The organism is Synechococcus sp. A15-62, assembly GCF_014280075.1.
In the GTDB taxonomy this organism is placed as follows: domain Bacteria; phylum Cyanobacteriota; class Cyanobacteriia; order PCC-6307; family Cyanobiaceae; genus Parasynechococcus.
In genome coordinates this window covers 1991411-2014949 of record NZ_CP047950.1, presented here as the reverse complement: position 1 = coordinate 2014949, position 23539 = coordinate 1991411, and the positions used below count along the sequence as shown (strand labels likewise).

28 protein-coding genes are annotated in these 23539 nt (G+C 63.2%); 14 read left to right on the top strand and 14 right to left on the bottom strand.

The genetic code is table 11. The annotated features are described in order from the left end of the window. Positions 1–6: 6 nt before the first annotated feature. Positions 7–1602, bottom strand: coding sequence for a glycosyltransferase family 39 protein (locus SynA1562_RS11500; RefSeq protein WP_186493961.1), 1596 nt, complete (start codon positions 1600–1602; stop codon positions 7–9). Positions 1603–1604: 2 nt separating this feature from the next. On the opposite strand from SynA1562_RS11500, the gene SynA1562_RS11495 reads away from it, so the two are divergent. The 6 genes from SynA1562_RS11495 to SynA1562_RS11470 all read left to right on the top strand — a co-directional run bounded on the left by SynA1562_RS11495 (position 1605) and on the right by SynA1562_RS11470 (position 9159). Further along, complete coding sequence (locus tag SynA1562_RS11495; protein ID WP_186493960.1) at positions 1605–1799, top strand: hypothetical protein; 195 nt, start codon at positions 1605–1607, stop codon at positions 1797–1799. Positions 1800–2030: 231 nt separating this feature from the next. Then, positions 2031–3461 carry an iron uptake porin gene (locus SynA1562_RS11490; protein WP_186493959.1) on the top strand — a complete coding sequence of 477 codons (1431 nt, stop codon included), beginning with the start codon at positions 2031–2033 and terminating at the stop codon, positions 3459–3461. Between the two features lie 226 nt (positions 3462–3687). After that, positions 3688–5352 carry an iron uptake porin gene (locus SynA1562_RS11485; RefSeq protein ID WP_186493958.1) on the top strand — a complete coding sequence of 555 codons (1665 nt, stop codon included), beginning with the start codon at positions 3688–3690 and terminating at the stop codon, positions 5350–5352. Positions 5353–5462: 110 nt separating this feature from the next. Further along, on the top strand, positions 5463–6431 hold the full coding sequence (gene cysK / locus SynA1562_RS11480; RefSeq protein WP_186493957.1) for a cysteine synthase A: 969 nt from the start codon (positions 5463–5465) through the stop codon (positions 6429–6431). Beyond that, positions 6428–7096, top strand: coding sequence for a J domain-containing protein (locus SynA1562_RS11475; protein WP_186493956.1), 669 nt, complete (start codon positions 6428–6430; stop codon positions 7094–7096). The genes cysK and SynA1562_RS11475 overlap by 4 nt, the downstream gene beginning before the upstream one ends. Further along, positions 7093–9159, top strand: a complete 2067-nt coding sequence (locus SynA1562_RS11470) for a glycosyltransferase family 39 protein (protein ID WP_186493955.1) — start codon at positions 7093–7095, stop codon at positions 9157–9159. Before SynA1562_RS11475 ends, SynA1562_RS11470 begins: the two co-directional genes overlap by 4 nt. On the opposite strand, the gene SynA1562_RS11465 is transcribed toward SynA1562_RS11470, so the two are convergent. Further along, positions 9138–9392 carry an NAD(P)H-quinone oxidoreductase subunit O gene (locus SynA1562_RS11465; protein ID WP_186493954.1) on the bottom strand — a complete coding sequence of 85 codons (255 nt, stop codon included), beginning with the start codon at positions 9390–9392 and terminating at the stop codon, positions 9138–9140. The two genes, SynA1562_RS11470 and SynA1562_RS11465, sit on opposite strands and share 22 nt — an antisense overlap. Before the next feature lie 82 nt (positions 9393–9474). Here SynA1562_RS11465 and SynA1562_RS11460 point away from each other — a divergent pair, with 82 nt between their 5' ends. Next, the gene (locus SynA1562_RS11460) at positions 9475–10404 is read left to right on the top strand and encodes a TIGR01777 family oxidoreductase (RefSeq protein WP_186493953.1); all 930 of its coding nucleotides are present in this window, start codon (positions 9475–9477) and stop codon (positions 10402–10404) included. Here the strand turns inward: SynA1562_RS11460 and SynA1562_RS11455 are convergent. The 5 genes from SynA1562_RS11455 to SynA1562_RS11435 are packed head-to-tail and all read right to left on the bottom strand — an operon-like array spanning position 10352 to position 12870. Further along, positions 10352–10624 carry a hypothetical protein gene (locus SynA1562_RS11455; protein WP_186493952.1) on the bottom strand — a complete coding sequence of 91 codons (273 nt, stop codon included), beginning with the start codon at positions 10622–10624 and terminating at the stop codon, positions 10352–10354. The genes SynA1562_RS11460 and SynA1562_RS11455 overlap by 53 nt on opposite strands. After that, positions 10621–11790 carry a lipid-A-disaccharide synthase-related protein gene (locus tag SynA1562_RS11450; RefSeq protein WP_186495424.1) on the bottom strand — a complete coding sequence of 390 codons (1170 nt, stop codon included), beginning with the start codon at positions 11788–11790 and terminating at the stop codon, positions 10621–10623. The genes SynA1562_RS11455 and SynA1562_RS11450 overlap by 4 nt, the downstream gene beginning before the upstream one ends. A gap of 14 nt (positions 11791–11804) precedes the next feature. Then, positions 11805–11972, bottom strand: coding sequence for a hypothetical protein (locus SynA1562_RS11445; RefSeq protein ID WP_186493951.1), 168 nt, complete (start codon positions 11970–11972; stop codon positions 11805–11807). Positions 11973–12008: 36 nt separating this feature from the next. After that, positions 12009–12428 carry a hypothetical protein gene (locus SynA1562_RS11440; RefSeq protein ID WP_186493950.1) on the bottom strand — a complete coding sequence of 140 codons (420 nt, stop codon included), beginning with the start codon at positions 12426–12428 and terminating at the stop codon, positions 12009–12011. 49 nt (positions 12429–12477) lie between these two features. Beyond that, positions 12478–12870, bottom strand: coding sequence for an iron-sulfur cluster assembly accessory protein (locus SynA1562_RS11435; RefSeq protein WP_186493949.1), 393 nt, complete (start codon positions 12868–12870; stop codon positions 12478–12480). A 70-nt stretch (positions 12871–12940) separates the two neighbouring features. On the opposite strand from SynA1562_RS11435, the gene zds reads away from it, so the two are divergent. The 3 genes from zds to SynA1562_RS11420 are packed head-to-tail and all read left to right on the top strand — an operon-like array spanning position 12941 to position 15325. After that, positions 12941–14407, top strand: coding sequence for a 9,9'-di-cis-zeta-carotene desaturase (gene zds, locus SynA1562_RS11430; protein ID WP_186493948.1), 1467 nt, complete (start codon positions 12941–12943; stop codon positions 14405–14407). Beyond that, positions 14407–14844 (top strand): SRPBCC family protein, encoded by a 438-nt coding sequence (locus SynA1562_RS11425; protein ID WP_186493947.1) that lies wholly within the window; start codon positions 14407–14409, stop codon positions 14842–14844. The genes zds and SynA1562_RS11425 overlap by 1 nt, the downstream gene beginning before the upstream one ends. Then, a complete protein-coding gene (locus SynA1562_RS11420; protein ID WP_186493946.1) occupies positions 14807–15325 on the top strand; it encodes a hypothetical protein in 519 nt (172 codons plus the stop codon). The genes SynA1562_RS11425 and SynA1562_RS11420 overlap by 38 nt, the downstream gene beginning before the upstream one ends. Here SynA1562_RS11420 and SynA1562_RS11415 read toward each other — a convergent pair. From SynA1562_RS11415 to SynA1562_RS11395, 5 genes are all read right to left on the bottom strand, one after another. Beyond that, positions 15301–16098, bottom strand: a complete 798-nt coding sequence (locus tag SynA1562_RS11415; protein WP_186493945.1) for a uroporphyrinogen-III synthase — start codon at positions 16096–16098, stop codon at positions 15301–15303. The two genes, SynA1562_RS11420 and SynA1562_RS11415, sit on opposite strands and share 25 nt — an antisense overlap. Next, entirely contained in the window at positions 16095–17297 is a 1203-nt protein-coding gene (locus tag SynA1562_RS11410; RefSeq protein WP_186493944.1) for a glycosyltransferase, read from the bottom strand. The genes SynA1562_RS11415 and SynA1562_RS11410 overlap by 4 nt, the downstream gene beginning before the upstream one ends. Positions 17298–17362: 65 nt before the next feature. Beyond that, complete coding sequence (locus tag SynA1562_RS11405; protein ID WP_186493943.1) at positions 17363–18979, bottom strand: glycoside hydrolase family 3 N-terminal domain-containing protein; 1617 nt, start codon at positions 18977–18979, stop codon at positions 17363–17365. Further along, positions 18960–19382, bottom strand: coding sequence for a 30S ribosome-binding factor RbfA (rbfA, locus tag SynA1562_RS11400; protein ID WP_186493942.1), 423 nt, complete (start codon positions 19380–19382; stop codon positions 18960–18962). The genes SynA1562_RS11405 and rbfA overlap by 20 nt, the downstream gene beginning before the upstream one ends. Then, positions 19382–19588 (bottom strand): DUF751 family protein, encoded by a 207-nt coding sequence (locus tag SynA1562_RS11395; RefSeq protein ID WP_186495423.1) that lies wholly within the window; start codon positions 19586–19588, stop codon positions 19382–19384. The genes rbfA and SynA1562_RS11395 overlap by 1 nt, the downstream gene beginning before the upstream one ends. A gap of 58 nt (positions 19589–19646) precedes the next feature. Between SynA1562_RS11395 and SynA1562_RS11390 the strand changes: the two genes are divergently transcribed. Beyond that, complete coding sequence (locus SynA1562_RS11390; protein ID WP_186495422.1) at positions 19647–20372, top strand: glutathione S-transferase family protein; 726 nt, start codon at positions 19647–19649, stop codon at positions 20370–20372. Here SynA1562_RS11390 and SynA1562_RS11385 read toward each other — a convergent pair. Continuing rightward, positions 20338–21015, bottom strand: a complete 678-nt coding sequence (locus tag SynA1562_RS11385) for a DUF6816 family protein (protein WP_186493941.1) — start codon at positions 21013–21015, stop codon at positions 20338–20340. The genes SynA1562_RS11390 and SynA1562_RS11385 overlap by 35 nt on opposite strands. Here SynA1562_RS11385 and SynA1562_RS11380 point away from each other — a divergent pair. Next, positions 21014–21277: a chlororespiratory reduction protein 7 gene (locus tag SynA1562_RS11380; RefSeq protein ID WP_011365277.1), complete on the top strand. Its 264-nt coding sequence runs from the start codon at positions 21014–21016 to the stop codon at positions 21275–21277. The two genes, SynA1562_RS11385 and SynA1562_RS11380, sit on opposite strands and share 2 nt — an antisense overlap. 2 nt (positions 21278–21279) lie before the next feature. On the opposite strand, the gene SynA1562_RS11375 is transcribed toward SynA1562_RS11380, so the two are convergent. Beyond that, positions 21280–21855 carry a shikimate kinase gene (locus SynA1562_RS11375; protein WP_186493940.1) on the bottom strand — a complete coding sequence of 192 codons (576 nt, stop codon included), beginning with the start codon at positions 21853–21855 and terminating at the stop codon, positions 21280–21282. Between the two features lie 51 nt (positions 21856–21906). Between SynA1562_RS11375 and SynA1562_RS11370 the strand changes: the two genes are divergently transcribed. Both SynA1562_RS11370 and SynA1562_RS11365 read left to right on the top strand, forming a co-directional pair. Further along, entirely contained in the window at positions 21907–22827 is a 921-nt protein-coding gene (locus tag SynA1562_RS11370; RefSeq protein ID WP_186493939.1) for a 6-carboxytetrahydropterin synthase, read from the top strand. Between the two features lie 12 nt (positions 22828–22839). After that, complete coding sequence (locus SynA1562_RS11365) at positions 22840–23517, top strand: dihydrofolate reductase family protein (protein WP_186493938.1); 678 nt, start codon at positions 22840–22842, stop codon at positions 23515–23517. The last annotated feature ends 22 nt before the right edge of the window (positions 23518–23539 follow it).

Genomic DNA, 23539 nt, shown 5'->3' with positions numbered 1-23539 from the left:
CTCAGGCTACCGACAGTCGGCCAGGGTCCATCGCCCCGCTTGGCCTTCGGTGATGCAGTCCTTCTGCGGCTTGTCGCTGAGACGGCGGCCTGGGCCACCTTTGAAACGCTCAACGCGTTGTTCGGCGTACCAGTTGAGACTGGGACGCTCGTCGTAACCCTTCAGCTTGATCTCGCTTCCAGGATTGACTTTGGCCAGGGCTGCCACCGGTTGCACGGGCCAGGTTTCGTTGAGCTCCCACAGCCACAGGGGGGAGTGAAACAGCAGGGCCAGCGCTGCCACATTGCCGCAGCTGAGGCTGATCACCCCAAGGCGTCGTCGCCGTGGTGCTGCAGAGCGCAGCCACCATCCGCCGCCACACCAGCCGAGGCCCAGCACAACCGCCATGCCGCGATAGGGCACAAGGCTTCTGCCGATGCTGCTGAAGCTGGCCAGCCCCAGCAGCAGGAGCAGCAGTCCGAGCCCGCACCAGAACATCGGAAGCCGCAAAAGCAACCAGCGGCAGGGGGGATTGGGGCTCTCCGGTGCACGCTTGGATGGCAATGGTCGCTCCACCAGCCAGGCCAGCAGCGGAGCACAAAGAAGAGTGATGGGCAGCCAGAGCGGGTGGCTGTACCAGGGGAGCTGGGTGCGCAGCGGAAGAATGGCCCCGGCCAGGGTGAGCAGGCTGGCCAAGGACCAGCGGCCCCAGCGACTTTGACGGCACCGCCAGGCCCAGACCAGGGCGAAGGGCAGCAGCGGCAGCCAGGGCCAGCCCCCCTCCAGCACTTCGATCAGCGGGACCCGCCAGCCCAGATCACTGCCTTCTCCAGCATCCAGAAGCACCCTCCCAGCGCCATCTCCGCCCCAGAGCCAGAGTGCTTCGCTCCCCCGGATGTGTGCATGCCAGAGATGCCAGCCAACTCCGGGTGCCAGGCCCAGCATCATTCCGAGCCAGGCTGCAGAGCGGTTGTTCCAACTTTTCCATTCCTGGCCCCAGGCCAGCGCCAAACCGGCGGCCACCGCCGCGGGCACCAGCAGCGGGGCTTTGAGCAGCAGCATGGCGCTGGCCATCAGGCCGGCGACGGCTCCCCAGAGTGCGCTGCAGCGGCTGCGGTTGAGCTGCAGCAGGGCCAGCCAAAGCAGAGCCATGGCCGTCAGCTGGGTGCCATCCAACATGGCCAGGCGTCCGTGCCGGGCCACCGGCAACAGCGTCAGCAGGATCACGCTGGTGGCGAGGGCACTGGAGCGATCCCCAGGCCGCAGCAGCCATTGGAGCCAGCCACCAAGCGGCACCACCAGGCATGACAGCACGGCCGGTGCAAGGCGGATGCTCCACTCCGAGGGGAGCTGATCGGACTGCGTTGTTGCTCTGGTCACGAGGGCGATCAGGCTGTGCAGACCAGGCGCCTTGTTGAGGTAGGGCTTGTCCCAGAGGGTGGGCAGCAATGGGGCTTCCCCGAGCCCATGGCGCAGTTCGAGGGCCACCCGGGCCACGGTGGCTTCATCGAAGTCCCGCAGGGGGAGATCCCCGAGGCCGATCAGGGCCAGCACAGCAGCGGCCAAGCCCAGCCCTGCCCATGCGACCCAGGGGGCTGGTTCAGGAGCTGAGCCGGAGCGCATGGATGCCCCTCATCACGTCAAAAACTGAGTATGGTCCGGGTGTTCAGGATGCAGTGGCGTGGAGAGGTGAACGCTTCCTTCGGGGGGTGGTCACAATTCCGAAGGCGTTGCCGGCATTCACAATCCTTCAGGAGGAGGTGTCCATGATTTCCAGTTGTTTGACCCAGGGTCTGCTGATCGCGGAGAACGCCGGCTGAACGGCGCCTTTTGACTGATCATCCGGTTCCGCGGCAAAAGTGGACCCGGCGAGAGCCCCCAAACGGATTTCCGTTCGGGGGCATCGTTTTTGGCAAGCACCCAGGCTCAAAACTGTATTTGCTGATACATGTCGATGTAAGGACCGGCACAAGCGGCGTTGTTGGGCCAGTGAGCAGCCTTCAAAATTCGGAAATGGCGTAGTTGCGCCTATTTCCTGTGTGAGGAATTCAATGAAGCTTTTCCAGCAACTGCTGGTGGCTCCTGCCGCCCTTGGCCTTCTGGCCTCCGGCGCCAATGCCGCCGAGCTGAACATCAACGGCGTTTCTGATTACGCGGCTTCCGCTGATCAGGTCACCAGCGTCACCCAGTTCTCTGACGTCTACCCCACCGACTGGGCTTATCAGGCTCTGGCCAACCTGGTGGAAACCTATGGCTGCGTCGCCGGTTACCCCAACGGCACCTTCCGTGGCAACCGGGCCATGACCCGCTATGAAGCGGCTGCCCTGCTCAACGCTTGCCTCGACCGGATCACTGAAGTGACCGACGAGCTGCGTCGCCTGCTCAAGGAATTCGAAACCGAGCTGGCCATCCTCAAGGGTCGCGTTGATGGCCTCGAGGCCCGCGTGGGCGAACTGGAAGCAACCCAGTTCTCCACCACCACCAAGCTCAAGGGTTACACCGCTTGGGTGATGGGTGCTCAAGATGGAATCGAAGGCTCTGAGGCCCTAACCCTCAACTACGACTTGCGTCTGAAGTTGGCTACCTCTTTCACCGGAAAGGATGAGCTGACTACTGTTCTGCGTTCCGGTAATTTCGACAACTCGATCTTCGGCACAGGCCTGACCTTCGTTGAAACCGCTATGAGCAGCGGTGACACGGTGAAGATTGGACGTTTGTTCTACACCTTCCCTGTCGGCGACTCCCTGAGTGTCACGGCTGGTCCCATCGTCCGTACTGACGATGCGTCTATGTATGCAGGGTATGCAACGTTCTACCCCTCTGACCTCCTGCTCGACTTCTTTACCTACGGTGGTGCACCTACAACCAATAACCTGGCCTACACAGGTTCCGGTCTTGGTGCTGTCTACACCTTTGGTGATAGCGGCTTCAAACTGAGTGGTAACTACGTTGCTGTTGACGGCAACGATTCTTCTGTTGGTATTGGTACCGACGCAGGAACTACCACCTCCTCTTGGCAGCTTTTCTACGAAGGCGAAGTCTTCGAAGGCAGCTTCCTGGCTCAGTTGGGTTATTCCTACGAGCAAAATGCAGGTCTGGCCATCGGAACAGCTGCCACAACAGCTGATCGCCACGGCTACAGCGTCGCTGCTGCTTGGGCACCTGGTGAAGCTGGCATCATCCCTTCCATCAGCACTGGTTACTCATTTGCTGACGTCGAGGACGAGTCCGAAGACATCAATTCTTGGTATGTGGGCCTTGAGTGGAGTGATGTTTTCATGGAAGGCAACTCCCTCGGAGCTGCTATTGGTGAAGCTCCCAGCTGGGATGATGCAGAGGGCAACCTGATGTGGGAAGCCTTCTACAGCTTCGCTGTGTCTGACAACATCACCATCACTCCCGCAATCTTCGGCATCTACGACGAAGATTCCGTTGACGACGAAGTGTTTGGTGGCATTGTTAAGACCACTTTCACCTTCTGATCAATAGATTTGAGGCCCCTCATCGGGTCTCGTTCTTCTCAGAACTTTCGGCTCTCCACCTTGGTGGAGAGCTTTTTTTTGGTTAATTGCGCTCGGCAAATTGTCTTTTTAAACTCTCAAAAACTCTTTTGCCGGTCTGGTCTCATCGACAGAGGCAAATTGCGCCATTAATCTGAATTATCTGGCATGTCTTGCCGGCACTCTTCTCTTGGTGTGAGAATCTCCCATGAAGCTTTTCCAAGAACTGCTGGTGGCTCCTGCTGCCCTTGGCCTGATGGCCCCTTTGGCTGTTGTCAACAGCACAGCAGCAAATGCAGCCGAGCTGAACATCAATGGCGTTTCTGATTACGCGGCTTCCGCTTATCAGGTCACCAGCGTCACCCAGTTCTCTGACGTCTACCCCACCGACTGGGCCTATCAGGCTCTGGCCAACCTGGTGGAGACCTATGGCTGCGTCGCCGGTTACCCCAACGGCACCTTCCGTGGCAACCGGGCCATGACCCGCTATGAAGCGGCTGCCCTGCTGAACGCTTGCCTCGACAAGATCACTGAAGTGACCGACGAGCTGCGTCGTCTGCTCAAGGAATTCGAAACCGAGCTGGCCATCCTCAAGGGTCGTGTTGACGGCCTCGAGGCCCGCGTTGGCGAACTGGAATCAACCCAGTTCTCCACCACCACCAAGATCAGTGGCGCAAGCAACTGGGTAGCAGGTGCGACCCGCGCCATTGGCGATGACTTCAAGACCGGTGGCGAGAAGGGCGCACGCGCTGAATACAATGCTGACTACGGCGCCTTCTCCTTCAGCTACGACCTGCGTCTTGCTCTGAAGACCTCTTTCAGAGGCAAGGATCTGCTTTACACCCGTCTGCGCGGCGGGAATATGTCGAATGCGTTCGCAACTCGTCCATTTGTTTTTTGGCCAGGGAGTCTAAATGTCTATTTTAATACCGCTGATTTCCTAATAATAGATCGTTTTTATTACCGCTTCGCCCTTGGTGACGGCTTCACCGTCCAGGTCGGCCCCCTGACCCGTAACACCGAGATGATGGGCTATCAGGCCAGTGCCTACGCCAAGGGTGGCGACAAGGTCCTTGATTTCTTTGGTGGTTCCCTGGGGACCCCCGGCGTCTGGAACAAGGAGACCGGCGGCGGTTTTGGTGTCTTTTACAGCAATCGTAAGCAAATGGAGAAGGGTGATCCTTATTTCACATTGGCCGCTAGTTATGTGGCTGATTACGGTGAGGCTAGTGATAGCAACCCCAACACGGGTGGCTTCATGACCGACAACTCAGAAGGCAACATCACCACGCAGATTGCCTTCGGCAACCAGCAGTGGGGCTTGGCCGCCGGTTATCGCTACGGCCAGTGTGGTGCCAGGTTCCGCACCGGTACCCGGTTCGCCATGGACGACTCTTATGGCACCCCTTGCACCGTCGGTGACGCTGACGAGCGCACCAACGCCGATAGCCACAGCTGGTCTTTTCACGGCTTCTGGCGTCCTGAGGACTCCGGTTGGATGCCGTCGATCAGCGCCGGTGTTGGTGCCTCTTACCTCAACGGCAACGATGTCTGGAACGACAACACCAACAAGCGAGCCATGGCCAGCTGGATGGTGGGTCTGACCTGGAACGATGTCTTCCTCGAAGGCAACGCCCTGGGTTATGCCGTGGGTCAGCCTCAGTTCGTTTATAAGGTCGACCGCGGTGATGTGGCGGATGGTGGTTATGCCATGGAGCTCTGGTACAGCTTCCAGGTCACCGACAACATCAAGATCACCCCTGCTCTGTACTGGCTGAGCCGTCCTCTCGGGGACAACACCCAGAATGTCAACGGCGACTACAAGTCCCTCGGAGTCTTCGGTGGCCTGGTTCAGACCACCTTCAAGTTCTGATCACTGGGCTCAGCTTCGGTTGGGCCTTCAGAACAACCTTCTTCACACACACCCAAAGCCCCCCGTGCGGAGGGCTTTTTTTATGGCCGTTCTGTGGGCAAGCTGCAGCCATGAGCATTGCTCCTGACATCACAGCCTTGATCGGTGGCACGCCCCTTGTGCGGTTGAACCGTCTGCCCCAGGCCTGCGGCTGCCAGGCTGAGATCCTGGCCAAGTTGGAGAGCTTTAACCCCTCCGCCTCGGTGAAAGACCGCATCGCCAGCGCCATGGTGTTGGAGGCGGAGCAATCCGGCACGATCGTTCCCGGCCGAACGGTGCTGGTGGAGCCCACCAGTGGCAACACCGGAATCGCCCTGGCCATGGTGGCGGCGGCTCGGGGCTACCGGCTGATTCTCACCATGCCGGACACGATGAGCACGGAGCGTCGCGCGATGCTGCGGGCCTATGGGGCCGAGTTGCAGCTCACCGACGGTGCCCAGGGCATGAATGGGGCGATCGCCCTGGCCAAGGAGTTGGTGGATGAGATTCCCAATGCCTATCTCCTGCAGCAGTTCGACAACCCCGCCAATCCAGCCGTGCATGAACGCACCACGGCGGAGGAGATCTGGCGCGATACCGAGGGCCAGATCGATGCCTTTGTGGCTGGGGTGGGCACCGGCGGCACCATCACCGGTTGTGCCCGGCTGTTGAAACAGCGGCAGCCGCAGCTTCAGGTGATTGCCGTAGAGCCCGAGGCCAGTGCCGTGCTGTCTGGCAAGCCCCCTGGGGCCCATCGCATTCAGGGGATCGGGGCTGGTTTTGTGCCTGCGGTGTTGGAATTGGATCGGATCGACTCGATCCTCACGGTGAGCGATGAGGAGGCCATGCAAGTGGGCCGGCGCCTGGCCCGTGAGGAAGGTCTGCTCTGCGGGATCAGCAGTGGCGCGGCCATGGCTGCGGCTCTGCGGGTGGGCCAGGACCCCGCCATGGCGGGCAAACGCCTGGTGGTGATGCTGGCTAGTTATGGCGAGCGCTACCTCTCCACCCCGATGTTCAGTGCTGCTTCGCAGCTTCCCGCCCGGAGGGATGGTCAGCTGTGAGCGATCCCTATGCCGTGCTCGGTGTCAGCAGCACCGCCAGCAACGCTGAGATCAAGGCGGCCTACCGCCAGCTGGTGAAGCAGCACCATCCCGATGCCGGTGGCGACGACCAGCAGATGCTGGCCCTCAATGCCGCCTGGGAAGTTCTCGGGGATGCCGAGCGCCGCAAGGCCTTTGATCGCACGCGGCCCCAGCCGGCCCGGGCGGCATCGCCGACGGATCTGCGCCGGGCCAGCCGTGCTCACGATCGTGCTGTGGCCGCGGACGATGCCCTGGTGGAGTGGCTGCGGCGGGTCTACGCCCCGATCGATCGCATGCTCGGTGAAGTCATCAATCCCTTCGCCAAGCAACTCAAGGCACTGTCGGCTGATCCCTACGACGACGAGCTGATGGAGGCGTTCTGCAGCTATCTCGAGGCGAGCGGACGCCGGATGGACAAGGTCAAGCAACTGTTCCAGTCGTTGCCCACGCCGGCCTCGGCCCGTGGCTTCGGTTTGAGCCTGTATCACTGCCTTTCCGAAGTGGAGGACGCTCTGGCCGAACTGGAGCGCTACACCATGGGCTACGTGGATGGGTATCTCCACGATGGTCGCGAGATGCTGCGGGAGGCAAAGCAGCGACGCAAGCGCCTCCAGGATGAACGGCGTCGCTTGGAGATCGTGTGAAGCAGCGCTGGCGTTTCTGGGCTTCGGTTGCCCTGATCTGGGTGCTCTCCACCCTGGTGGATCGGCTCTGGTGGACGCTCCAGACCGGCGTCCCCGCCTGGGATCAGGCTGACTACCTCAACAGCGCCATGGACCATGGCCGCGCCTTGGGCGTCCTTCCCGGTGGCGGTTGGCAGGGTTGGCAGGCGTTGCTGGATCTCTCGCCGAAGATTCCGCCCCTGGCCTCGCTGGTGAACGGCAGCGTGATGGCCCTGAGTGGTGATGCCCCGGAGCAAGCGGCCTGGAGCTTGAGCCTCTGGCACGGGTTGCTCCTCGTGGTGATGGCGGGCTGGGGGCGGCGGCTGCAGGGGGATGGCCTGGCTTTGATCGCCTGTCTGTTGGCGGCATTGACGCCAGCCTTTCTGGATCTGCGCACGGACTACGTGCTTGAGATGGCCCTGGTGGCCAGTTGCAGCCTGGCGATCTGGCGTCTCGGGGTCTGGTGCGATCCCAAGAGCGGTGGCCGCTGGGAGCAGGCCTGGGGTTGCACCCTGGCAGCCATCGCTGCGGTGCTGGTGAAGCAAAGCGCCCTGCTTGTGCTTGTTCCTGCGGGACTCTGGGCTGCGGGAATGGCGTTGAGGCGGGGAGGCCCTTGGTTGCGGCAAGCCCTGCTGCTGCCTCTGCTCATGGCGGCGTTGATTGGTCCCTGGTTGCGTCATAACTGGATCACCAGCCTCGGCGGCACCAACCGGGCCGTGTTCGAGTCGGCGGCCCGGGAAGGGGATCCTGGCGTGCTCAGCCTGGCCAGTTGGTTGTGGTACCCGCGCTTGTTGCCGGAGCAGCTCGGCAGCGTTCTGTTGTTGGTGGGGTTGTCGGGGCTGCTGCTTTGGTGCTGGCAGCGCCGGCAGCCCTCCAGCGACCACGCCTGGTCCTGGCGCTGGCTCCTGATCAATCTGGTGGCGGCCTGGGTGCTCACCACGTTGAGCCCCAACAAAGGCGACCGCTACATCGCTCCCCTCCTCCCCTCCTTGCTTTTGCTCCTGGCCCGTGGGTGGTGGCAATGGGGCCATTGGTTGGAGGCCAGGCGCTCGAGGCTGGTCTGGCCCCTATTCGGTGCTGGGCTGCTGGCCTGTGTTCCGGCGGGCTGGGCCCATCAGCTGCATCGCTTTGACGACCGGCCCCGTGGGCCGGTGGAGGCGTTGGTGAAGGCTGCCGGTGGTGGAGACCCCAGCACGCCTCCCTCCACCTTGATCGTGGTGCCCAGCACCTCCGATCTCAACCAGCACAACGTCAGCTTCTACGGTCGTCGCCACGGGGGGCAGACCGTTGGCCGGCAGCTGGGCGGCAGCCGCCAGGACCGAGAGCCAGTGCTGGCTCGGGCTGAATGGGTGGTGTTGGCGGAAGGGAACCAGGGATCGGTGCGCAAAGCGGCGCGAAAGCTGGATCAAGCCGTGCGCAGCAGCGGGGTGTTCGAGCCGGTGGATCAATTTGAGCGCGCCAAGGGGGGGAGTTATTCCCTCTGGCGCCGCCGCGCGCCGCATCCGATTGCAGGCCCTTCCTTCGCGCAGCGCTTCCCCGACCTCGCCGCTGGCCTGGCGGCAGGGCCGGTGGGGCTGGATCCGGTGTTCGCTGCGGTGGGGCAGGAGCACATGATCGATGGCCATTTCAGCTACCGGGATCCGGTGCGTTCTGAGGCCTTGGCGGCCTTGGCGCAGGATCCCGATGCTGTGCAACCGCGTTGGACCCTTGCACTGCTGGCGGTACTGGAAAACCGCCCCTCGCAGGCGTCAGAGCAGTTCGAGGTCTTGCAACGGCTGTTGCCTGATAACCCCTGGCCAGCGGCCTACCGCTGTGTGGTCAACCTTGCGGGGTGGAATCCCTGGCAGGCCGCCGTTGCTGCGGATGGCGCCAGTGTTTCGAATCCTGTCCTGGCGGCGCTGGGGGATCTCAGCGGTGTGCTCTCCGGTGCTGTATGGCGCATCCCAGCCGCCATCACATCAGTTCCAGCGGCCATTACAGCCGTGGAGGAGGCCCTGGAGCCCGCCTCCAACCAAGATCAGGATCAAGAGCAGGCTTCCAGCTGATCCATTCGCAGCCACACATCGGGCACCGGACGGTTCCAGCGCACCTGGCCGTAGTCCCCTTTCACCACCAGCAGCTCGCCAGGACCTTCAAAGATGTAGTCGGGTGCTATTGGATCGCTGGCTCCAGCCTCAAGGCTGGAGCTGTAGGCGGTTCTGTTCACCTTGACCAAGGCACCCTTGCGCAGCGCAGCAGGCTTGGCCTTGGCGGGGGCAGCGGCGTCAGATTCGGCCATGACAGAGGAAGATGATGGCACCAGGCTAAAACCAATCGCCCACGAACCCCCTTAGCCTCCCAGCCGCAACACCCCCGCTTTCATGCGTCTGCTGCTGTTTGGCTGCACTGGTTTTGTTGGCCGTGAGCTCCTGCCGCTCCTGCTTCAGGCCGGGCATCAGCTCACGGTGGTCAGCCGCCGGTTGGCCCGCGGCTACGACGCTGAACGGGCGGATGGGCGACTGACCTGGATGCAGTTCGATCCCTCCAGCAGCAGCACCTGGGCCGACGCCGGGCTGCTGGATGCCCTCAACCAGGCCGATGCGGTGGTCAACCTGGCGGGTGAACCGATTGCCGAGAAACGTTGGACCCCGACCCATCGGCAGCTGCTTGAAACCAGCCGGCTGGAAACGACTTCTCAGTTGGTGAAAGCGATCGAAGCCTGTGCAACACCACCAAAAGTGCTGGTGAATGCCTCGGCGATTGGCTTCTACGGATCCAGCCTGGACAAGCGTTTTCTCGAATCGAGCACCCCTGGCGACGACTTCCTTGCGAGCTTGTGTGAGCGCTGGGAAGCGGCTGCTATGGCGGTGCCGTCTGCGGTACGGCAGGTCACCCTGCGGATCGGCATCGTGCTGGCGGCCGACGGCGGCGCACTCGGAAAAATGCTTCCGGTGTTCCGCACAGGGTTTGGTGGTCCGATCGGCAGTGGCCGGCAGTGGATGAGTTGGATCCACCGCAGTGACCTCTGCGCCCTGATCCTTCAATCCCTCACGGACGAGAGCTGGAGTGGCGTGATCAATGCCGTGGCTCCCGAGCCCGTCTCGATGACGGCCTTCTGCAAGCAGCTGGGGCGCAGCCTGGGCCGTCCGAGTTTGTTGCCGGTGCCAGCTCCAGTGCTTCAGGTGCTTCTGGGGGATGGCTCCAAGGTGGTGTTGGAGGGCCAGCAGGTTGCGTCGGAGCGGCTTGATGGCTTGAACTTCAGCTTCCGCTACCCCGATCTGGCTTCAGCACTCGCCGCTGCCACCAGCTGAAGATGCCGCTCACCAGGGCCGCCATGATCAGCAGGCTGATGGCTGGGGCGAACAGGGGTTGCCACAGCACTTGAACCTGGTCCATCAGCCAGTCATGGCCTTGGCCCTGTTGCACCACGGCAACGGCGAAGACCCCTGCGCCGATAAACACCAGCAGCACATTCACCATCAGCAGCCGGTCGAGCCAGCGCTTCCAGGCTGGTTCTGAAGGGGCACTCATGGCAGCAAGGCATCGATCGCTGCCGCCATTCTCAGGCTACCGCCCGCTTCTCCGAGGCGCCATTTGGCCTCCATTTGGCATTGCTGTTGCAAGCCAGGATCCCGTCGCGCACGCTCAAGCAGAGCCATGGCCAGCTCCGCTGTTCCCTCCAAAGCCTCACGGCTGCCACTCTCTCCGTCGGCGCAGAACACCGTGGGCCCGAGCAGGCGCCGTTGGGCTTCAGCGAATGCTGCTGTGAATTGAGGCCCTTGGCCCGGCACCTGCAGCACCGGTTTGGCCAGGCCAACGGCCTGTTCGATGGCGGTACCTGCCATGCCGATCACCAGATCGCTGTGCTGCAGTACGGCACGGAAGGCCCCGCGGCGAACGTTGATCGCCCGGGCTCCCTCACGTTCCAGCACGCCGTTCTTCAAGTGCCAGCCGCATCGTTCGCTGAGCCGCCGCAAGCTGTTGTCATCCAGGCTGGGCACCAGAGCCAGATCCACGTTGCAGCGCACTGTGCTGGGCAGTAGCTCGATCAGCTGCAGCAACAGCTGCAGGTTCTGTTCCAGTTCAGGTCGGCGGCTGCCGGGCAGTAGACCGACGCGTGGCGTGCTGCTGGGCGGCGAGGCGGCCGCTGTGAGCACCGAATCCATGAATGGATTGCCCAGAAAGCTCACCGGCCGTTGCAGTTGCCCGCTGAGGTCCTCGGCGGTGCGTTGATCGCGGCTGTACACCGCTTTGAACCGCGGGCTTTTCAACAAAGCGGCGCAGGGCCAGGGCAGCCGCAGCGTCCCTTCATAGTGGCTGGAGTAGGCCACCAGATAGGTCGCCACAGGCCGTTGGCTGAGCCATGCCGCGATCACAGGGATCACATCCCCCACCACCAGGATCAGATCAAAGCGGCGCCGGTGCCGCATCAAACGGATCAGGCGTCGGAGCAGATACAGCACTTGCCCTTGGACGATCTCGGTGAGGCGGCCGCGAAGGCTGGTGTAGCCAATGCCCCCGGTGCTGAATTCGTGGCTGCGTCCCAGCAGTGGCACGCCGGCTTTTTGATAAGCATTGCCAAGGCCCACCAGCGGGAGAGCCTGCACGTTGTGCCCCTGTCGCTGAAGCTCCTGGGCGAGTAAGGCGCCGGAGAGGTCTTCGCCGTGGCCATTGCTCAGCAGCAGGATGCGTGCCATCGCCGGGCTGCTCATCACCACATCCAGGTGCTCGGATCCGGAATGCCGTTGGCGCGTCTGGCCAGTTGCAACCGTCGCGCTTCGCTGGCCAGGCGTTCCTGCCGCAATTGAGCCGAATGATCCGCTGGAGGCCGCACGCGAACCTGGGACGGCAGGCGGGTGATGGTCCAGGTGGCTGTCATGCAGGGGCTTTCAGGCAGGCGGAGCGTCCGTTGTGATCAGAGCTCAAGCCAGGCTTTCACTTTTTCAAGGGCCTTCCAGCCGGGTTTGCGCTCGAGCCCGTCGGCGATCGAGGCCTTGAGTTCGCTGGACACCTCTGGGGCCAGGGTCATCACCTGCTGCACCACCTGGATGTGATCGCGCACGCCCTTGGATTGGGTCTCTAGCAAAGCAAGGCTGAGGTTGATTCTGGCCTGGGGGTCCTGGCCGTTGAGTCTCACAGCGAAACGTGCCGACCGCAGCGCCTCCTCCGGTTGGTTGCAAAGCAGCTGCAGCCAGGCCAGGCAGGTCCAGCCCGCCGATTGGCGAGGAGCGGCTTCAACGATGCGGGCGAAATCAGGCAGCACCTCTTCGGCTGCGGCGCCAGCCTGATATCGGGCCATGGCCTGCTCAAACAGGCTGTCCTGGGAAGTCTCCATCAACAGGGAGAGGGCAGTGATCTCTCCTCAGATTCCCACGTGGCTTTGCTCACACGGCGAAGGAACTGCCGCAGCCGCAGGTCTGGCTGGCATTGGGGTTGGTGAAGTTGAAGCCACCGCCGATCAGGGCAGTGCTGAAGTCCAGCTGCATTCCGTAGATGTAGAGCAGGCTTTTCGGATCACAGATCACCCGGAAGCTCTGTCCATCAGCCGCCACATACTCGTAGGTCTCGTCGTCGTCGAGGGTGTCGGAGGCGGGCACGAAATCCATCGTGTAGCTCATGCCGCTGCAGCCCCCGGACCGCACCCCGACACGAAGCACTTGGTTCTCACCCTGTTCGCCACACAGCTTCGCCAGCTGCTGCATCGCCGGTTCAGTGATCAGGATGCCCTTGCCGTCTTTGGCGGTATGGGCCGGCGCGGTATCGGGGGTGGAAGTCATGGTCGACGCAGGCTCGTGCTCTCACTCTATGAACGCTCATACATAGAGTCGCCTTAGTTGACCAGATCTTGTGCGGGTCGCGATCGTTGGTTCCGGCCTCGCCGGCCTCTCCGCTGCAGTGGACCTCGTGGATGCGGGCCATGAGGTGAATCTCTACGAAGCTCGCCCGTTCATGGGCGGCAAGGTGGGCAGCTGGGTGGATGAAGGCGGTAACCACATCGAGATGGGGTTGCACGTTTTCTTCTTCAATTACGCCAACCTCTTCGCCTTGATGCGCAAGGTGGGAGCGTTCGAGAACCTTCTGCCCAAGCAGCACACGCACCTGTTCGTGAACAAGGGGGGCGATCTGCGGGAGCTGGATTTCCGCTTCCCCATCGGCGCTCCCTTCAACGGCCTCAAGGCGTTCTTCACCACACCGCAGCTCAGCTGGATCGATAAGCTGCGCAATGCCCTGGCCCTTGGCACCAGCCCGATTGTGCGCGGTCTGGTGGATTACGAGGGGGCGATGCGCACCATCCGAGCCCTCGACTCCGTCAGTTTCCAGGACTGGTTCGTCGGCCATGGAGGTAGCCCCGAAAGCATCCGGCGGATGTGGAACCCCATTGCCTACGCCCTGGGCTTCATCGATTGCGAGGCCATCTCCGCCCGCTGCATGCTCACCATCTTCATGATGTTTGCGGCCAAGACGGAAGCCTCCAAGCTCAATCTGCTGAAGGGATCGCCCCATCGCTGGCTTACGGGTCCGATCCTCGATTACATCCAGCAGCGTGGAGGCAAGTTGCACCTGCGTCATCGGGTGAAGCAGGTGGACTACAGCGCGGGTGAATCCCCTGAGATCACAGGCCTGCAGCTGGGGACTCCTGTTGGAGACATCCGCGTTGAGGCGGACGTCTACCTGGCCGCCTGTGATGTTCCCGGGATTCAGAAGCTGCTGCCCGAGGCCTGGAACCAGTACCCCCAGTTCAAGGCGATCCATCAGCTCGAGGCCGTACCCGTGGCCACCGTTCAGCTCCGCTACGACGGCTGGGTGACCGAACTGGGTGATGACCAGGAAGCCCAGCGACGGGATGTGGCAGTACCCACGGGGCTCAACAACCTGCTGTACACGGCTGATGCCGATTTCAGCTGTTTTGCCGATCTGGCCCTGGCCAGCCCGGAGGACTACCGCAAGGAGGGAGAGGGCTCCCTGCTCCAATGCGTGCTCACCCCTGGTGATCCCTGGATTCCCAAGTCGGTGGACGAGATCGTGGCCCACACCGACCGTCAGGTGCGCGAGCTGTTCCCCTCGGCTCGCAGCCTGAAGCTCACTTGGAGCAACGTGGTGAAACTGGCTCAGTCGTTGTACCGGGAGGCCCCGGGCATGGAGCCCTACCGCCCGGAGCAGCGCACCCCGATCAGCAATTTCTTCCTGGCCGGTAGCTACACCCGTCAGGACTACATCGATTCGATGGAGGGAGCCACGATGAGCGGTCATCTGGCGGCGGCGGCGATCCTCGATCAGCCGGTGAAGCTGGCCACCAATGCGGCGGTGGCCTGATGGGACGCTGGCTTGAACACACGGTCACCTCTGAGGTGCAGGCCCCGGCCGCCAAGGTCTGGGAGGTCTGGAGTGACCTCGAAGCGATGCCCCGATGGATGCGCTGGATTGAGTCGGTCAAGCCCCTGGACGATCCCGACCTCACCGATTGGACCCTGGCGGCCCAGGGCTTCCGCTTCACCTGGAAGGCCCGGATCACCCGGCGGGTCGAAGCTCAACAACTGCACTGGGAATCGGTGGGTGGCCTGCCCACCAAGGGTGCTGTGCGCTTTTACCCCGAAGCCTCTGACCGCACTGTTGTCAAGTTGAGCGTGACCTACGAATTGCCGAGGGTCTTGGCACCGCTCATGGAACCCAGCATCCTGGGGGGCATCGTGACCAAGGAGCTCCAGGCGAACCTTGACCGTTTCCGTGACCTGGTGGAAGCAGGCGGCTGAGCGCTGGCTTGCCCCCGTTGCCCTGTTGATGGTCGCGGGGGGCTGTGGTGGTGAAACGCCAACGGCCACTGCGCTGCCACCGGTTCCAGTGAAACCTGCGCCACTGCCGGAAACGTCCGCGCCGGCGGCACCACCGATTGGTCTCACCCCTCTGCCTTCGGCTGAGGAGGTGCAGCAGGCTGCCCCAGGCGGACGGGCGGATCCCTTTGGTCCTCTTGTTGGTGTGGAGGCTGCGGATGTTCAAGATCCCACAACTGGTCTCACCCTGCCGGGCGTTCTGCTGGTGGGAGATCAGAAACGAGCCATGCTGACCACCGCCAGCGGTAGCGGTGTGGTCTGTGTGGGCTCCGATGGCCGCTGCGGAGAGGATGTTCCCGTGCTGCTGCCGACCGGATGGTCGGTGCTCAGCATCGATGTGGAGCGCGGCTGCATTCGCCTGGCGTTGAATGATGAGCCTCAGGAACCCTTCTGCATGGCTTGAGCGCAGGCATCGGCTAATCCTTCGAGATCGTGGGGGTCGGCCTCAGCATCCACCCGGCCGAAGCATTGGCGGCAGCTGCTGCTGGTTTGGGGGCCGATCGAAACCACCTTCACCCCCTCCAACCGTTCAGCCCAGTCGGCGCCGAAGCGTTGTTCCAGCAGCTTTGCGGTGTGTTGAGCTGTCTTGCCGCTGCTGAAGGCGATGGCATCAACCTTGCCCTCGTCCAGGGCGGTCGCTGTTGGCTCCGGCATTGCGGCGGGGCAGCAGGACTCATAGGCCGCCACCTCCACCACCCGCACCCCGGCTTCACCGAAGGCGTCCGCCAGCAGGGTGCGACCACCGCTCTGCACCCGCGGCAAGAGCATCTTGAGACCCCAGCCCGACACCGGGAAGTGATCGATCAAGCTGTCGGCCACGAAGCTGGGTGGCACGAAATCAGCGCTCGCCCCCAGATCGTCAAGCACCTGCGCCGTTTTGCGGCCCACCGCCGCAATCTTGAGGCTGGCGGGGCGTCGGGCCAGGCAACGGCTGAGGCGTTGCAGCCGCTGTTCCACGGCCTGTACGCCATTGGCACTGGAGAACACCAGCCAGTGAAAGCTGTCCAAGTCTTCGAGGGCGTCATCCAGAGGCCCCCAGTGGTCGGGTGGTCCGATCACCAGGGCAGGAAGGTCAAGCACTGTTGCCCCCTGCTGCTCCAGCAACTGGCGAGCGGCCCCCTGCTGGTCGGCCGCGCGGGTGACGACCACCGTTCGGCCTTGCAAAGGATGGCTCAAGCGACAGCCTCCCCGTCCAGCTTCACCACCCCCTGCACCCTCTCGCGCAGCTGCTCAGCCGCTTCGGCGCTGCCCTGCGCTTGAAGCAGCTTGATGGCGCGGATGAAGCTGCTGCGAGCGGCGTCGATGTTGCCGCCCAACAGCTGGGCCACAGCATTGTTCTGATGGCACTCAGCGTTGTTGGGATCCAAGGCGAGTGCGCGCCTGTAGGCCTCCAGGGCCGCTGCGAGATCGCCGCGCCGCCGTTGCATCAGCCCCAGGTTGTACCAGGCGAGGGCCACTTCAGGTGCCCGCTGGGTGGCTGTTTGGGTGAGGCTGATCGCTTCCTCCAGGTTGCCCTGTTCCATCAGTCGAGCCGCCAGGTTGAGGCGGGCTCCAAGACTCACCCGTGTGTCCAGGGGAATCTCCAGGGCTTGCCGGTAGCAGCTCACTGCCTGGACGGGATCACTGGGGGTCAGGGCCAAGCCCAGGTGCAGCAGCAGCTCATAACGTTCGGCATCGGCCGTACCGCACTGCTTCAGGCCGTTCTGCAGCAGGGGGATGGCTTGTTCGGTCTTGCCTTCGCTGATCAGCAGACCCCCCAGCTTGGCGCTGGCGTAAGGATCACCGGGCCGCTCCTGCAGATCAGCTTCCATGGCCTGTCGCAGCCGATCGGCCTTATCGCTGCCAGCCAGCAGCTCGGGCCTGTAGCCGTCGTGGAGGATCGCTGGCTCACTGCAATCGGCGATGCGCCATTGGGGTTCCGTTTCCAGCAAGGCGCGAACGCTGTCGTCGATCATTGAGTGGTAAGGCCGGCTCCATCGGATCGAGGGGTGGCGCCGGAACAGACGACTGACGCTGGAATAGGGCGCCATGGCAGCCCCCACCTCGTAGCGCAGCAGGTTGATCACCAGCACATCGGGCTGGGCCATCAGGGCCTTGAGTGCAGGGATGGCCTCAGTACGAAGCTGCTCGTCCGCGTCCAGCACCAGCACCCAGTCACCGTTGAGAAACTCCAGGGCCTGGTTGCGGGCTGGAGCGAAGTCCCCCGGCCAGCTGATCTGTTCAACCCGGGCTCCAGCCGCCTCGGCAATGGCCACCGTGGCGTCGATGGAGCCGGTGTCCACCACCACCAGCTCGTCGGCGAAGCCCTGCACGGAGGTCAGACATTCCCCGAGACGCGCTTCTTCATCGCGCACGATCATCGAGAGGCTGAGCATGACCGTCCGGTTGGAAGTTGGCGCGAGATTAGATGCGGTTGGCCAGTGCGGTTGGTTGGCGGTGGTCAGTCGGTGAATGCACCGCTGTTGCCCGTCGGCGTTGAGGTGGGGAACAGCGCGTTGAGCACCTGGCGTTGGGCTTCATGCATCTGGCCGGCGGAATAGGCGGCAGGGCAGTTGCTGGGCAGCAGCGGCTGCAGGTTGTCCCACAGGTAAGGGCTGCCATAGACCACCACCCCGGCCAGCCGGTTGAGGGCGATCAGTTGTTGGATCGCTGCGGCCCAGGGTTCCTGGGCATCCCGCCCGGCCCGGAAGGGGTTGCCCCGCAGGAACAGCTGCAGCAGCACCGCTCCGTCGCCAAGGCGGTCCATTGCCAGGGGCGCCTTCGGTTGGTCGCTCCAGGGCGACAGGCCCTCGCCGTGCAGCACGAGCGAGCGGAACCCATGGGCTTCAGGGATGCGCAGCGCCGGTGACCAGCCGCTGAGGGCGGCTGCGCTGGGCACCAGGGCATCCACGCGCACCAGGCTGATTCCTGCTTGCGGGCGAACCGCTGCATCGCCGATCGTGATGCTGTGGCGCACCAGCTCAGCCTCAAGGCCTTGTTCGGCTGCGGTGACGATCGGATCTGAAGTTGTGCTGATGGGGATCGATGCCAGTGCATGGGCTCGGCGTTGACGGCTCTGCTCCAACCGCTCGAGGGGCAGCCGTCCGCTGCTGAAGCCCTCGCAGAGACCATCGATAGCGGCATCGGCATTCGCCGGCATCAGGATCAGGTCGGCCCCTGCTTCAAAGGCCAGCACAGCTGCTTCGGCTGCGCCGTGCTGTGCGCTGATTGCTTCCATCACCAGGGCATCGGTCACCACCAGTCCGTTGAACCCCATCTCCTGCCTCAGCAGATCGGTGAGTACGGCTTTGGAGAGGGTCGCCGGCTGCTGCGGGTCCAGCTTTGGCAGCACAAGGTGGGCCGTCATCACGCTGTCCACGCCGGCGGCAATGGCGGCCCGAAAGGGCGGCAGTTCGATCTGCTCCAGCCGTTCGCGGCTGTGGGGCAGCACCGGCAGGTCCAGATGGGAGTCGCTGGTGGTATCTCCGTGGCCGGGAAAGTGCTTGGCGCATCCGAGAACACCCGCTTGCTTCAACCCCCGCTGGAAGGCAACGGCCAGGGCGCTGGCACTCTTGGGATCTTCGCCCCAGGCCCGCACATTGATCACTGGGTTGGCGGGGTTGTTGTTGACGTCGCACACTGGCCCCAGCACCCAGTTCAGCCCGCAGCGGCGGGCCTGTTCGCCGGTGCAGCGGCCATAGCGCTCACTCAAATTCAAGGCCAGCTCGGGGTCCTGCTGGTGGAGACGCCCCAGGGCTAAGGGCGGCACCAGCCAGCTGGCCCCCTCGAAGCGCTGCCCCACGCCCTCTTCCACGTCGGCGCAGAACAGCAACCGATGCTCACTCCAGCCCTGCAGTTGCTGGGTGCGTTGCTGGAGTTCCACGGCGCTGCCCCCCAGCAGGATCACGCCGCCAACTCCTTCCTGAAGCAGACGTTGCAGTTCGCTGTTCGGAAGCTCCCACTGCGGGTAGCGACGCTGCTGGTCGCTCAGATGACCACTCGCCCGAAGCACCAGCAGTTCTGCCACTCGGCGCCGCAGGCTGTCTGCCCGTTGCCTGTCAGTCGCCGGGCTGTTCATCACTGCCTGGCTGTTGATCACTCCCGGGTGGAATGTCGCCCCGCTGCTGACGTTCGTCTTCGAGGCGATTCAGCAAGCCCAGCACTGAGGTGCCTCGCTCCAGCCCCCGATCCAGTTGGAACACCACTTCGGGGGCGCGCCTCATCTGCAGCCGCCGCCCCAGTTCTCCCCGCAGGAAGCCGCTGGCAGCTTGAAGCCCCTCGAGCACCTGGTCGCGCTCCTGAGCTTGCCCAAACACGCTCACGAAGATCTTGCAGTGCTGCAGATCGCCGGACACTTCCACTTCGGTGATGCTCACCATGCCCTGGTGCACCCGTTCGTCCCGGATGCCGTTGATCATCAGTTCGCTGACTTCTTTGCGGATCAGGGCGGCCACCCGCTCCACTCGACGCCCCTGTGCCATCACGCCATCGGTGCTGAATTCACCATGGCACGCAGCACCAAGGTGAGGCTGATTCCACCGCTGATCAAGGCGCCGATCAAGGCCACGGCCGTGACCGGATTGCTGCGGCGTGCGGCCAGGGGTTCGGCGACGGAGTTCATCACCCCGAGGGTGAAGGCCACCAGGTAGCGCGGGTAACGGGAGACGTTGAGGAAAAACTCCCGCATGGTTCTGGCGCGCTCGCAAATCTGCTGGCTACTCTGCCGGCCCATGGCTGTTTTGGACATGTTGGAGCTGCATCAATTCCGCCATTCCGCGTTTTGTCTCAAGGTGCGGATGGTGTTGCAGGCCAAGGGACTGAGTTTCCGCACCGTGGAGGTGACCCCCGGCGTCGGCCAGGTGGCCGTGTTCCGCCTGTCCGGCCAACGCCAAGTTCCCGTGCTTGTGGATGGGGATCAGGTGATTGCCGACTCCAGCGCCATTGCTTTGCACCTGGATCAGCGGGAGCCCGATCCCGCCCTGATTCCCAACGACCCACGTCAGGCTGCTCAGGTGCATCTGTTGGAGGACTGGGCCGACACCACCCTCGCGATGGCCGGCCGTTCCTCCTTGGTGCAGGCTGCGGCGCTGGATCCTGAGCTGCGGGTTGCCCTGCTCCCCGACGATCTACCGGACCCCGTGCGTTCGGTCATGGGTGTGATCCCCGGCGGTTGGGTCAGCAACATCACCGAACTGGTCAACCAGAAGGAGCGCACTGAGCTGCTGGCCAGCCTGGAGCAGCTCGCCACATCCGTGCAGGCCAGTCCCTGGTTGGTGGGCGACAGCATGACCCTGGCCGATATCGCCGTTGCTGCTCAGTTGTCACTGCTTCGCTTCCCCTCCTCAGCAGGTTCGGCCCTGGCTGGCAAAGGGGTGCCTGGGCTGAGCGACCATCCCAAGCTCCAGCCGCTGTTCCAATGGCGCGACCAGATCGAACTCAAATTGATGGAGCGGACCCTGGAAGAGGTGTGAAGCGCAATTGGTAGTGGTGCAGAGCGAGGGCCTGATCCCGCAGGCTCTCGCCCGGTGAGGCATAGCGTCCTTGCCATTGCTCGGCGCAGATGTCGTCGCCGCAGCGCTTGTAGCGGGTCAGTGTTTCGATCCGGCTCAGCCGCGGCGGGCCGGGGGCATGCAGGATCTGCAGCACCAATTCATCCGCCAGGAAGGTGTTGGTGTTTGGGCTCTCCTGCCGGCGGCCCGTCACCGTTGTTTCGAGATAAAGATCGCCTTTGAGTCGGGCGATCTGGCGGTTGGCGGAGTCGGGGTCCTCTTCCACGCCCAGCAGCTGCTCGCCAAGCAGGGCACGGCCGATGGCCGTGGCGTTGAAGCTGCGGTCGCCGATCAGCCGACCGCGCCGGTCGGCTTGAAACCGTGCTTGATGCAGCAGGGGTGGATCGTCGGGGGCATCGAGATCAACGCTTTCCACCTGCCAGAGTCCGGCAAACCAGTCGGGATAGATCAGGTCGTCCCGATTTGAGGGCCGCGGCAACGGTGCCGGCAGGCTCCAGTCGGGCCAACTGTTCAATCTCTGCTCAAGACCTGCCTGGGCCCAGGCGGGGCCGCCGCTGAGCAGGATGGTGAAGCCGATCAGCAGCATCCACAACCGCCGTTCCATGTCTGATCCCCTGATCCGTGCCCTTGATGACTATGTGGTGCTGGAGCCCGGCAAGCCGGAGCAGCTGCTCAGCGCTGCCGACACGTTGACATGGCTGAGCGGTTGGTTGCGCAGCCTTGATCAGTTGCCGGCTGATCTTGCAGATCAACCTGATGTGGAATCAGCAGCGCAGCGGTTGATCGATACGGCCTGTGATCTGGAGATCAGCCCCGGGGTGACTTTGCAGTGGTTTGCGGTGCGTTTGGAGCCGCCCACCGCTTGAGATCAGTCGGTTCGGCGTTGGGTTGGATCCTGCAGCAGGCTCGGCAGCAGTTGCAGGATCCCGTCAGCGACGGCCTCTGGAGTTTCGTCGTTGATCACCACCGTGAGGTCGGCTTCGCTGTAGAGGGGACGGCGCTCGTTCAACAGCGCGTTGAGAGCTGCCTCAGGATCACTGGTCTGCAGCAGCGGACGCACGGTGCTGTCGGCGTTCAGCCGGTGCAGCAACTGATCGGGAACCACATCGAGCCAGATCACGATGCCGCTGTGCAGCAATCCCCAGTTCTCAGGCTGGGTCACCACACCTCCTCCGGTGGCCACCACAAGGGAGTGGCGTTGACTGATCGCGCTGAGAACTTGGCTTTCCAGGCTGCGGAAGCCTGCTTCGCCATCCCGTTCAAAGATCTCCGGGATGCTGCAGCCCGCCGCCTGTTCGATCACGGCATCGGCATCCACAAAGCCGTAGCCCAGGCGTTCGGCCAGAGGGCGGCCCGTGCTCGTTTTGCCGCTGCCCATCATTCCCACCAGATAGAGGCTGCGCCCGCTGAGGCGTTGCTTGAGGGTGGGTGTGGAATCCGCCATGACTCGGAAACGGAATTAGCTCATTAGGATGCCTCGCGGCCGGAACGTCACATGACTGAAACGAAGTCACCAGCACGGCACGGCCAGGGTCGTGGTTGTGTAATCACCAGGAGGGCCTGTTTCAGTGCCAGCCATCGCTATTGGCTGCCCGAGCTGTCTGCCGATGACAATGCCGCCCGTTTCGGGCCCTGCGCATTGGCTCCTGGCCATGGCCACAACTACGAGCTGATCGTGTCCATGGCCGGTGGTCTGGATGCCGACGGCATGGTGCTCAACCTCTCGGAGGTGAAGCACGCCATCCGCAACGAGGTGACGGGGCAGCTTGATTTCCGCTTCCTCAATGAGGCCTGGCCGGAATTTGACGTCTCCACTCCTGCAGGTTGTCTCCCCACCACCGAGGCCCTGGTGCGGGTGATCTGGCAACGGCTCAGCCCTCATCTGCCGATCACGGCGCTACGCCTCTACGAACAACCGGGCCTTTGGGCCGACTATCTCGGACATCCCATGGACGCCTTCCTCACCATCCGCACCCACTTCGCCGCCGCTCACCGACTGGCCCGCCCGGAGCTCAGCCAGGAGGAGAACGAAGCGATCTACGGCAAGTGCGCCCGTCCCCACGGCCATGGCCACAACTATCTGGTCGACGTGACCGTGCGCGGTGAGATCGATCCCCGCACCGGCATGGTCTGCGACCTCTCCGCGCTGCAGCGCCTCGTGGATGATCTGGTGGTCGAGCCTTTCGACCACACCTTCCTCAACAAGGATGTGCCCTTCTTCGAGGAGTGCGTGCCCACGGCCGAGAACATCGCTCTGCACATTGCTGATCGTCTCTCCAGCCCGATCAAGGCCATCGGCGCCAGCTTGCACAAGGTGCGGCTGCAAGAGAGCCCGAATAATGCGGCCGAGGTTTACGCCGAAGCACCTCAGTTGGAGATGTCTCCGGCCGCTCTTGATGCCGTGGCTGCCGTCTGATCGGACGGCTTGATGCCCCGACGCCCCACATCTTTGCGCCCCTTCGTTCGGCTGGTGTTGGCCATCAGCCTCGATGGACGTTTGGCCCCGCCAGAAGGCGGTGCTGCCCAGCTGGGGGGTAAGGGTGACCGTCGTGCCCTGGAGCATGCCCTTGCCTGGGGGGATGCCTGCCTGATCGGTGCTGGAACCATGCGGGCCCATCAATGCACTTGCTTGATCCGCAACCCTCAGCTGCTGGAGCAACGCCGAAGCGAGGGGCGAACCGAGCAGCCGGCCGCTGTGGTGGTCAGCCGATCCCCCGACTTCTCGAGCACCTGGCGTTTCTTTGATCAGCCGCTCCAGCGATGGCTGCTGGCTCCTGAACCTGTGGATCAAGGCTTTGATCGTTGGTTCCCTTTGGCCCCAACCTGGCCGGAGCGGCTCGAGGCACTTGGAGCGGCTGGGATTCAGCGCCTGGTGCTCCTGGGTGGCGCCCAGCTCAGCGCCGATCTGTTGCAAGCCGATTGCGTCGATGCGCTTCAGCTCACTCTGGTGCCCCAGCTCCTGGGAGGCTGCTTCAGTTGGTTGCCTTGCACCGATGCGCCGTTGCCCGCTGCCTTGGCGCAGCCGGGTGCTTGGCAGTCTGATGGCCTTGAGGATCTCGGGGATGGGGAGTTGCTTGTTCGCTACCAACGGATCCGACCTGGTTAAGGTCATCGCAACAAGGCCAAAG

Bases quoted from the DNA above. Each gene is read 5' to 3' on its own strand.
- SynA1562_RS11370 (WP_186493939.1), top strand. From the start codon at position 21,907: ATGACTGAAACGAAGTCACCAGCACGGCACGGCCAGGGTCGTGGTTGT.
- SynA1562_RS11460 (WP_186493953.1), top strand. From the start codon at position 9,475: ATGCGTCTGCTGCTGTTTGGCTGCACTGGTTTTGTTGGCCGTGAGCTC.
- SynA1562_RS11405 (WP_186493943.1), bottom strand. From the start codon at position 18,979: ATGAACAGCCCGGCGACTGACAGGCAACGGGCAGACAGCCTGCGGCGC.
- SynA1562_RS11390 (WP_186495422.1), top strand. From the start codon at position 19,647: ATGTTGGAGCTGCATCAATTCCGCCATTCCGCGTTTTGTCTCAAGGTG.
- SynA1562_RS11465 (WP_186493954.1), bottom strand. From the start codon at position 9,392: ATGGCCGAATCTGACGCCGCTGCCCCCGCCAAGGCCAAGCCTGCTGCG.
- SynA1562_RS11425 (WP_186493947.1), top strand. From the start codon at position 14,407: ATGGGACGCTGGCTTGAACACACGGTCACCTCTGAGGTGCAGGCCCCG.
- SynA1562_RS11410 (WP_186493944.1), bottom strand. From the start codon at position 17,297: ATGCTCAGCCTCTCGATGATCGTGCGCGATGAAGAAGCGCGTCTCGGG.
- SynA1562_RS11445 (WP_186493951.1), bottom strand. From the start codon at position 11,972: ATGACAGCCACCTGGACCATCACCCGCCTGCCGTCCCAGGTTCGCGTG.
- SynA1562_RS11450 (WP_186495424.1), bottom strand. From the start codon at position 11,790: ATGGCACGCATCCTGCTGCTGAGCAATGGCCACGGCGAAGACCTCTCC.
- SynA1562_RS11385 (WP_186493941.1), bottom strand. From the start codon at position 21,015: ATGGAACGGCGGTTGTGGATGCTGCTGATCGGCTTCACCATCCTGCTC.
- rbfA (WP_186493942.1), bottom strand. From the start codon at position 19,382: ATGGCACAGGGGCGTCGAGTGGAGCGGGTGGCCGCCCTGATCCGCAAA.
- SynA1562_RS11375 (WP_186493940.1), bottom strand. From the start codon at position 21,855: ATGGCGGATTCCACACCCACCCTCAAGCAACGCCTCAGCGGGCGCAGC.
- SynA1562_RS11365 (WP_186493938.1), top strand. From the start codon at position 22,840: ATGCCCCGACGCCCCACATCTTTGCGCCCCTTCGTTCGGCTGGTGTTG.
- SynA1562_RS11395 (WP_186495423.1), bottom strand. From the start codon at position 19,588: ATGCGGGAGTTTTTCCTCAACGTCTCCCGTTACCCGCGCTACCTGGTG.
- SynA1562_RS11485 (WP_186493958.1), top strand. From the start codon at position 3,688: ATGAAGCTTTTCCAAGAACTGCTGGTGGCTCCTGCTGCCCTTGGCCTG.
- SynA1562_RS11435 (WP_186493949.1), bottom strand. From the start codon at position 12,870: ATGACTTCCACCCCCGATACCGCGCCGGCCCATACCGCCAAAGACGGC.
- SynA1562_RS11500 (WP_186493961.1), bottom strand. From the start codon at position 1,602: ATGCGCTCCGGCTCAGCTCCTGAACCAGCCCCCTGGGTCGCATGGGCA.
- SynA1562_RS11495 (WP_186493960.1), top strand. From the start codon at position 1,605: ATGCCCCTCATCACGTCAAAAACTGAGTATGGTCCGGGTGTTCAGGAT.
- SynA1562_RS11490 (WP_186493959.1), top strand. From the start codon at position 2,031: ATGAAGCTTTTCCAGCAACTGCTGGTGGCTCCTGCCGCCCTTGGCCTT.
- cysK (WP_186493957.1), top strand. From the start codon at position 5,463: ATGAGCATTGCTCCTGACATCACAGCCTTGATCGGTGGCACGCCCCTT.
- SynA1562_RS11380 (WP_011365277.1), top strand. From the start codon at position 21,014: ATGTCTGATCCCCTGATCCGTGCCCTTGATGACTATGTGGTGCTGGAG.
- SynA1562_RS11440 (WP_186493950.1), bottom strand. From the start codon at position 12,428: ATGGAGACTTCCCAGGACAGCCTGTTTGAGCAGGCCATGGCCCGATAT.
- SynA1562_RS11455 (WP_186493952.1), bottom strand. From the start codon at position 10,624: ATGAGTGCCCCTTCAGAACCAGCCTGGAAGCGCTGGCTCGACCGGCTG.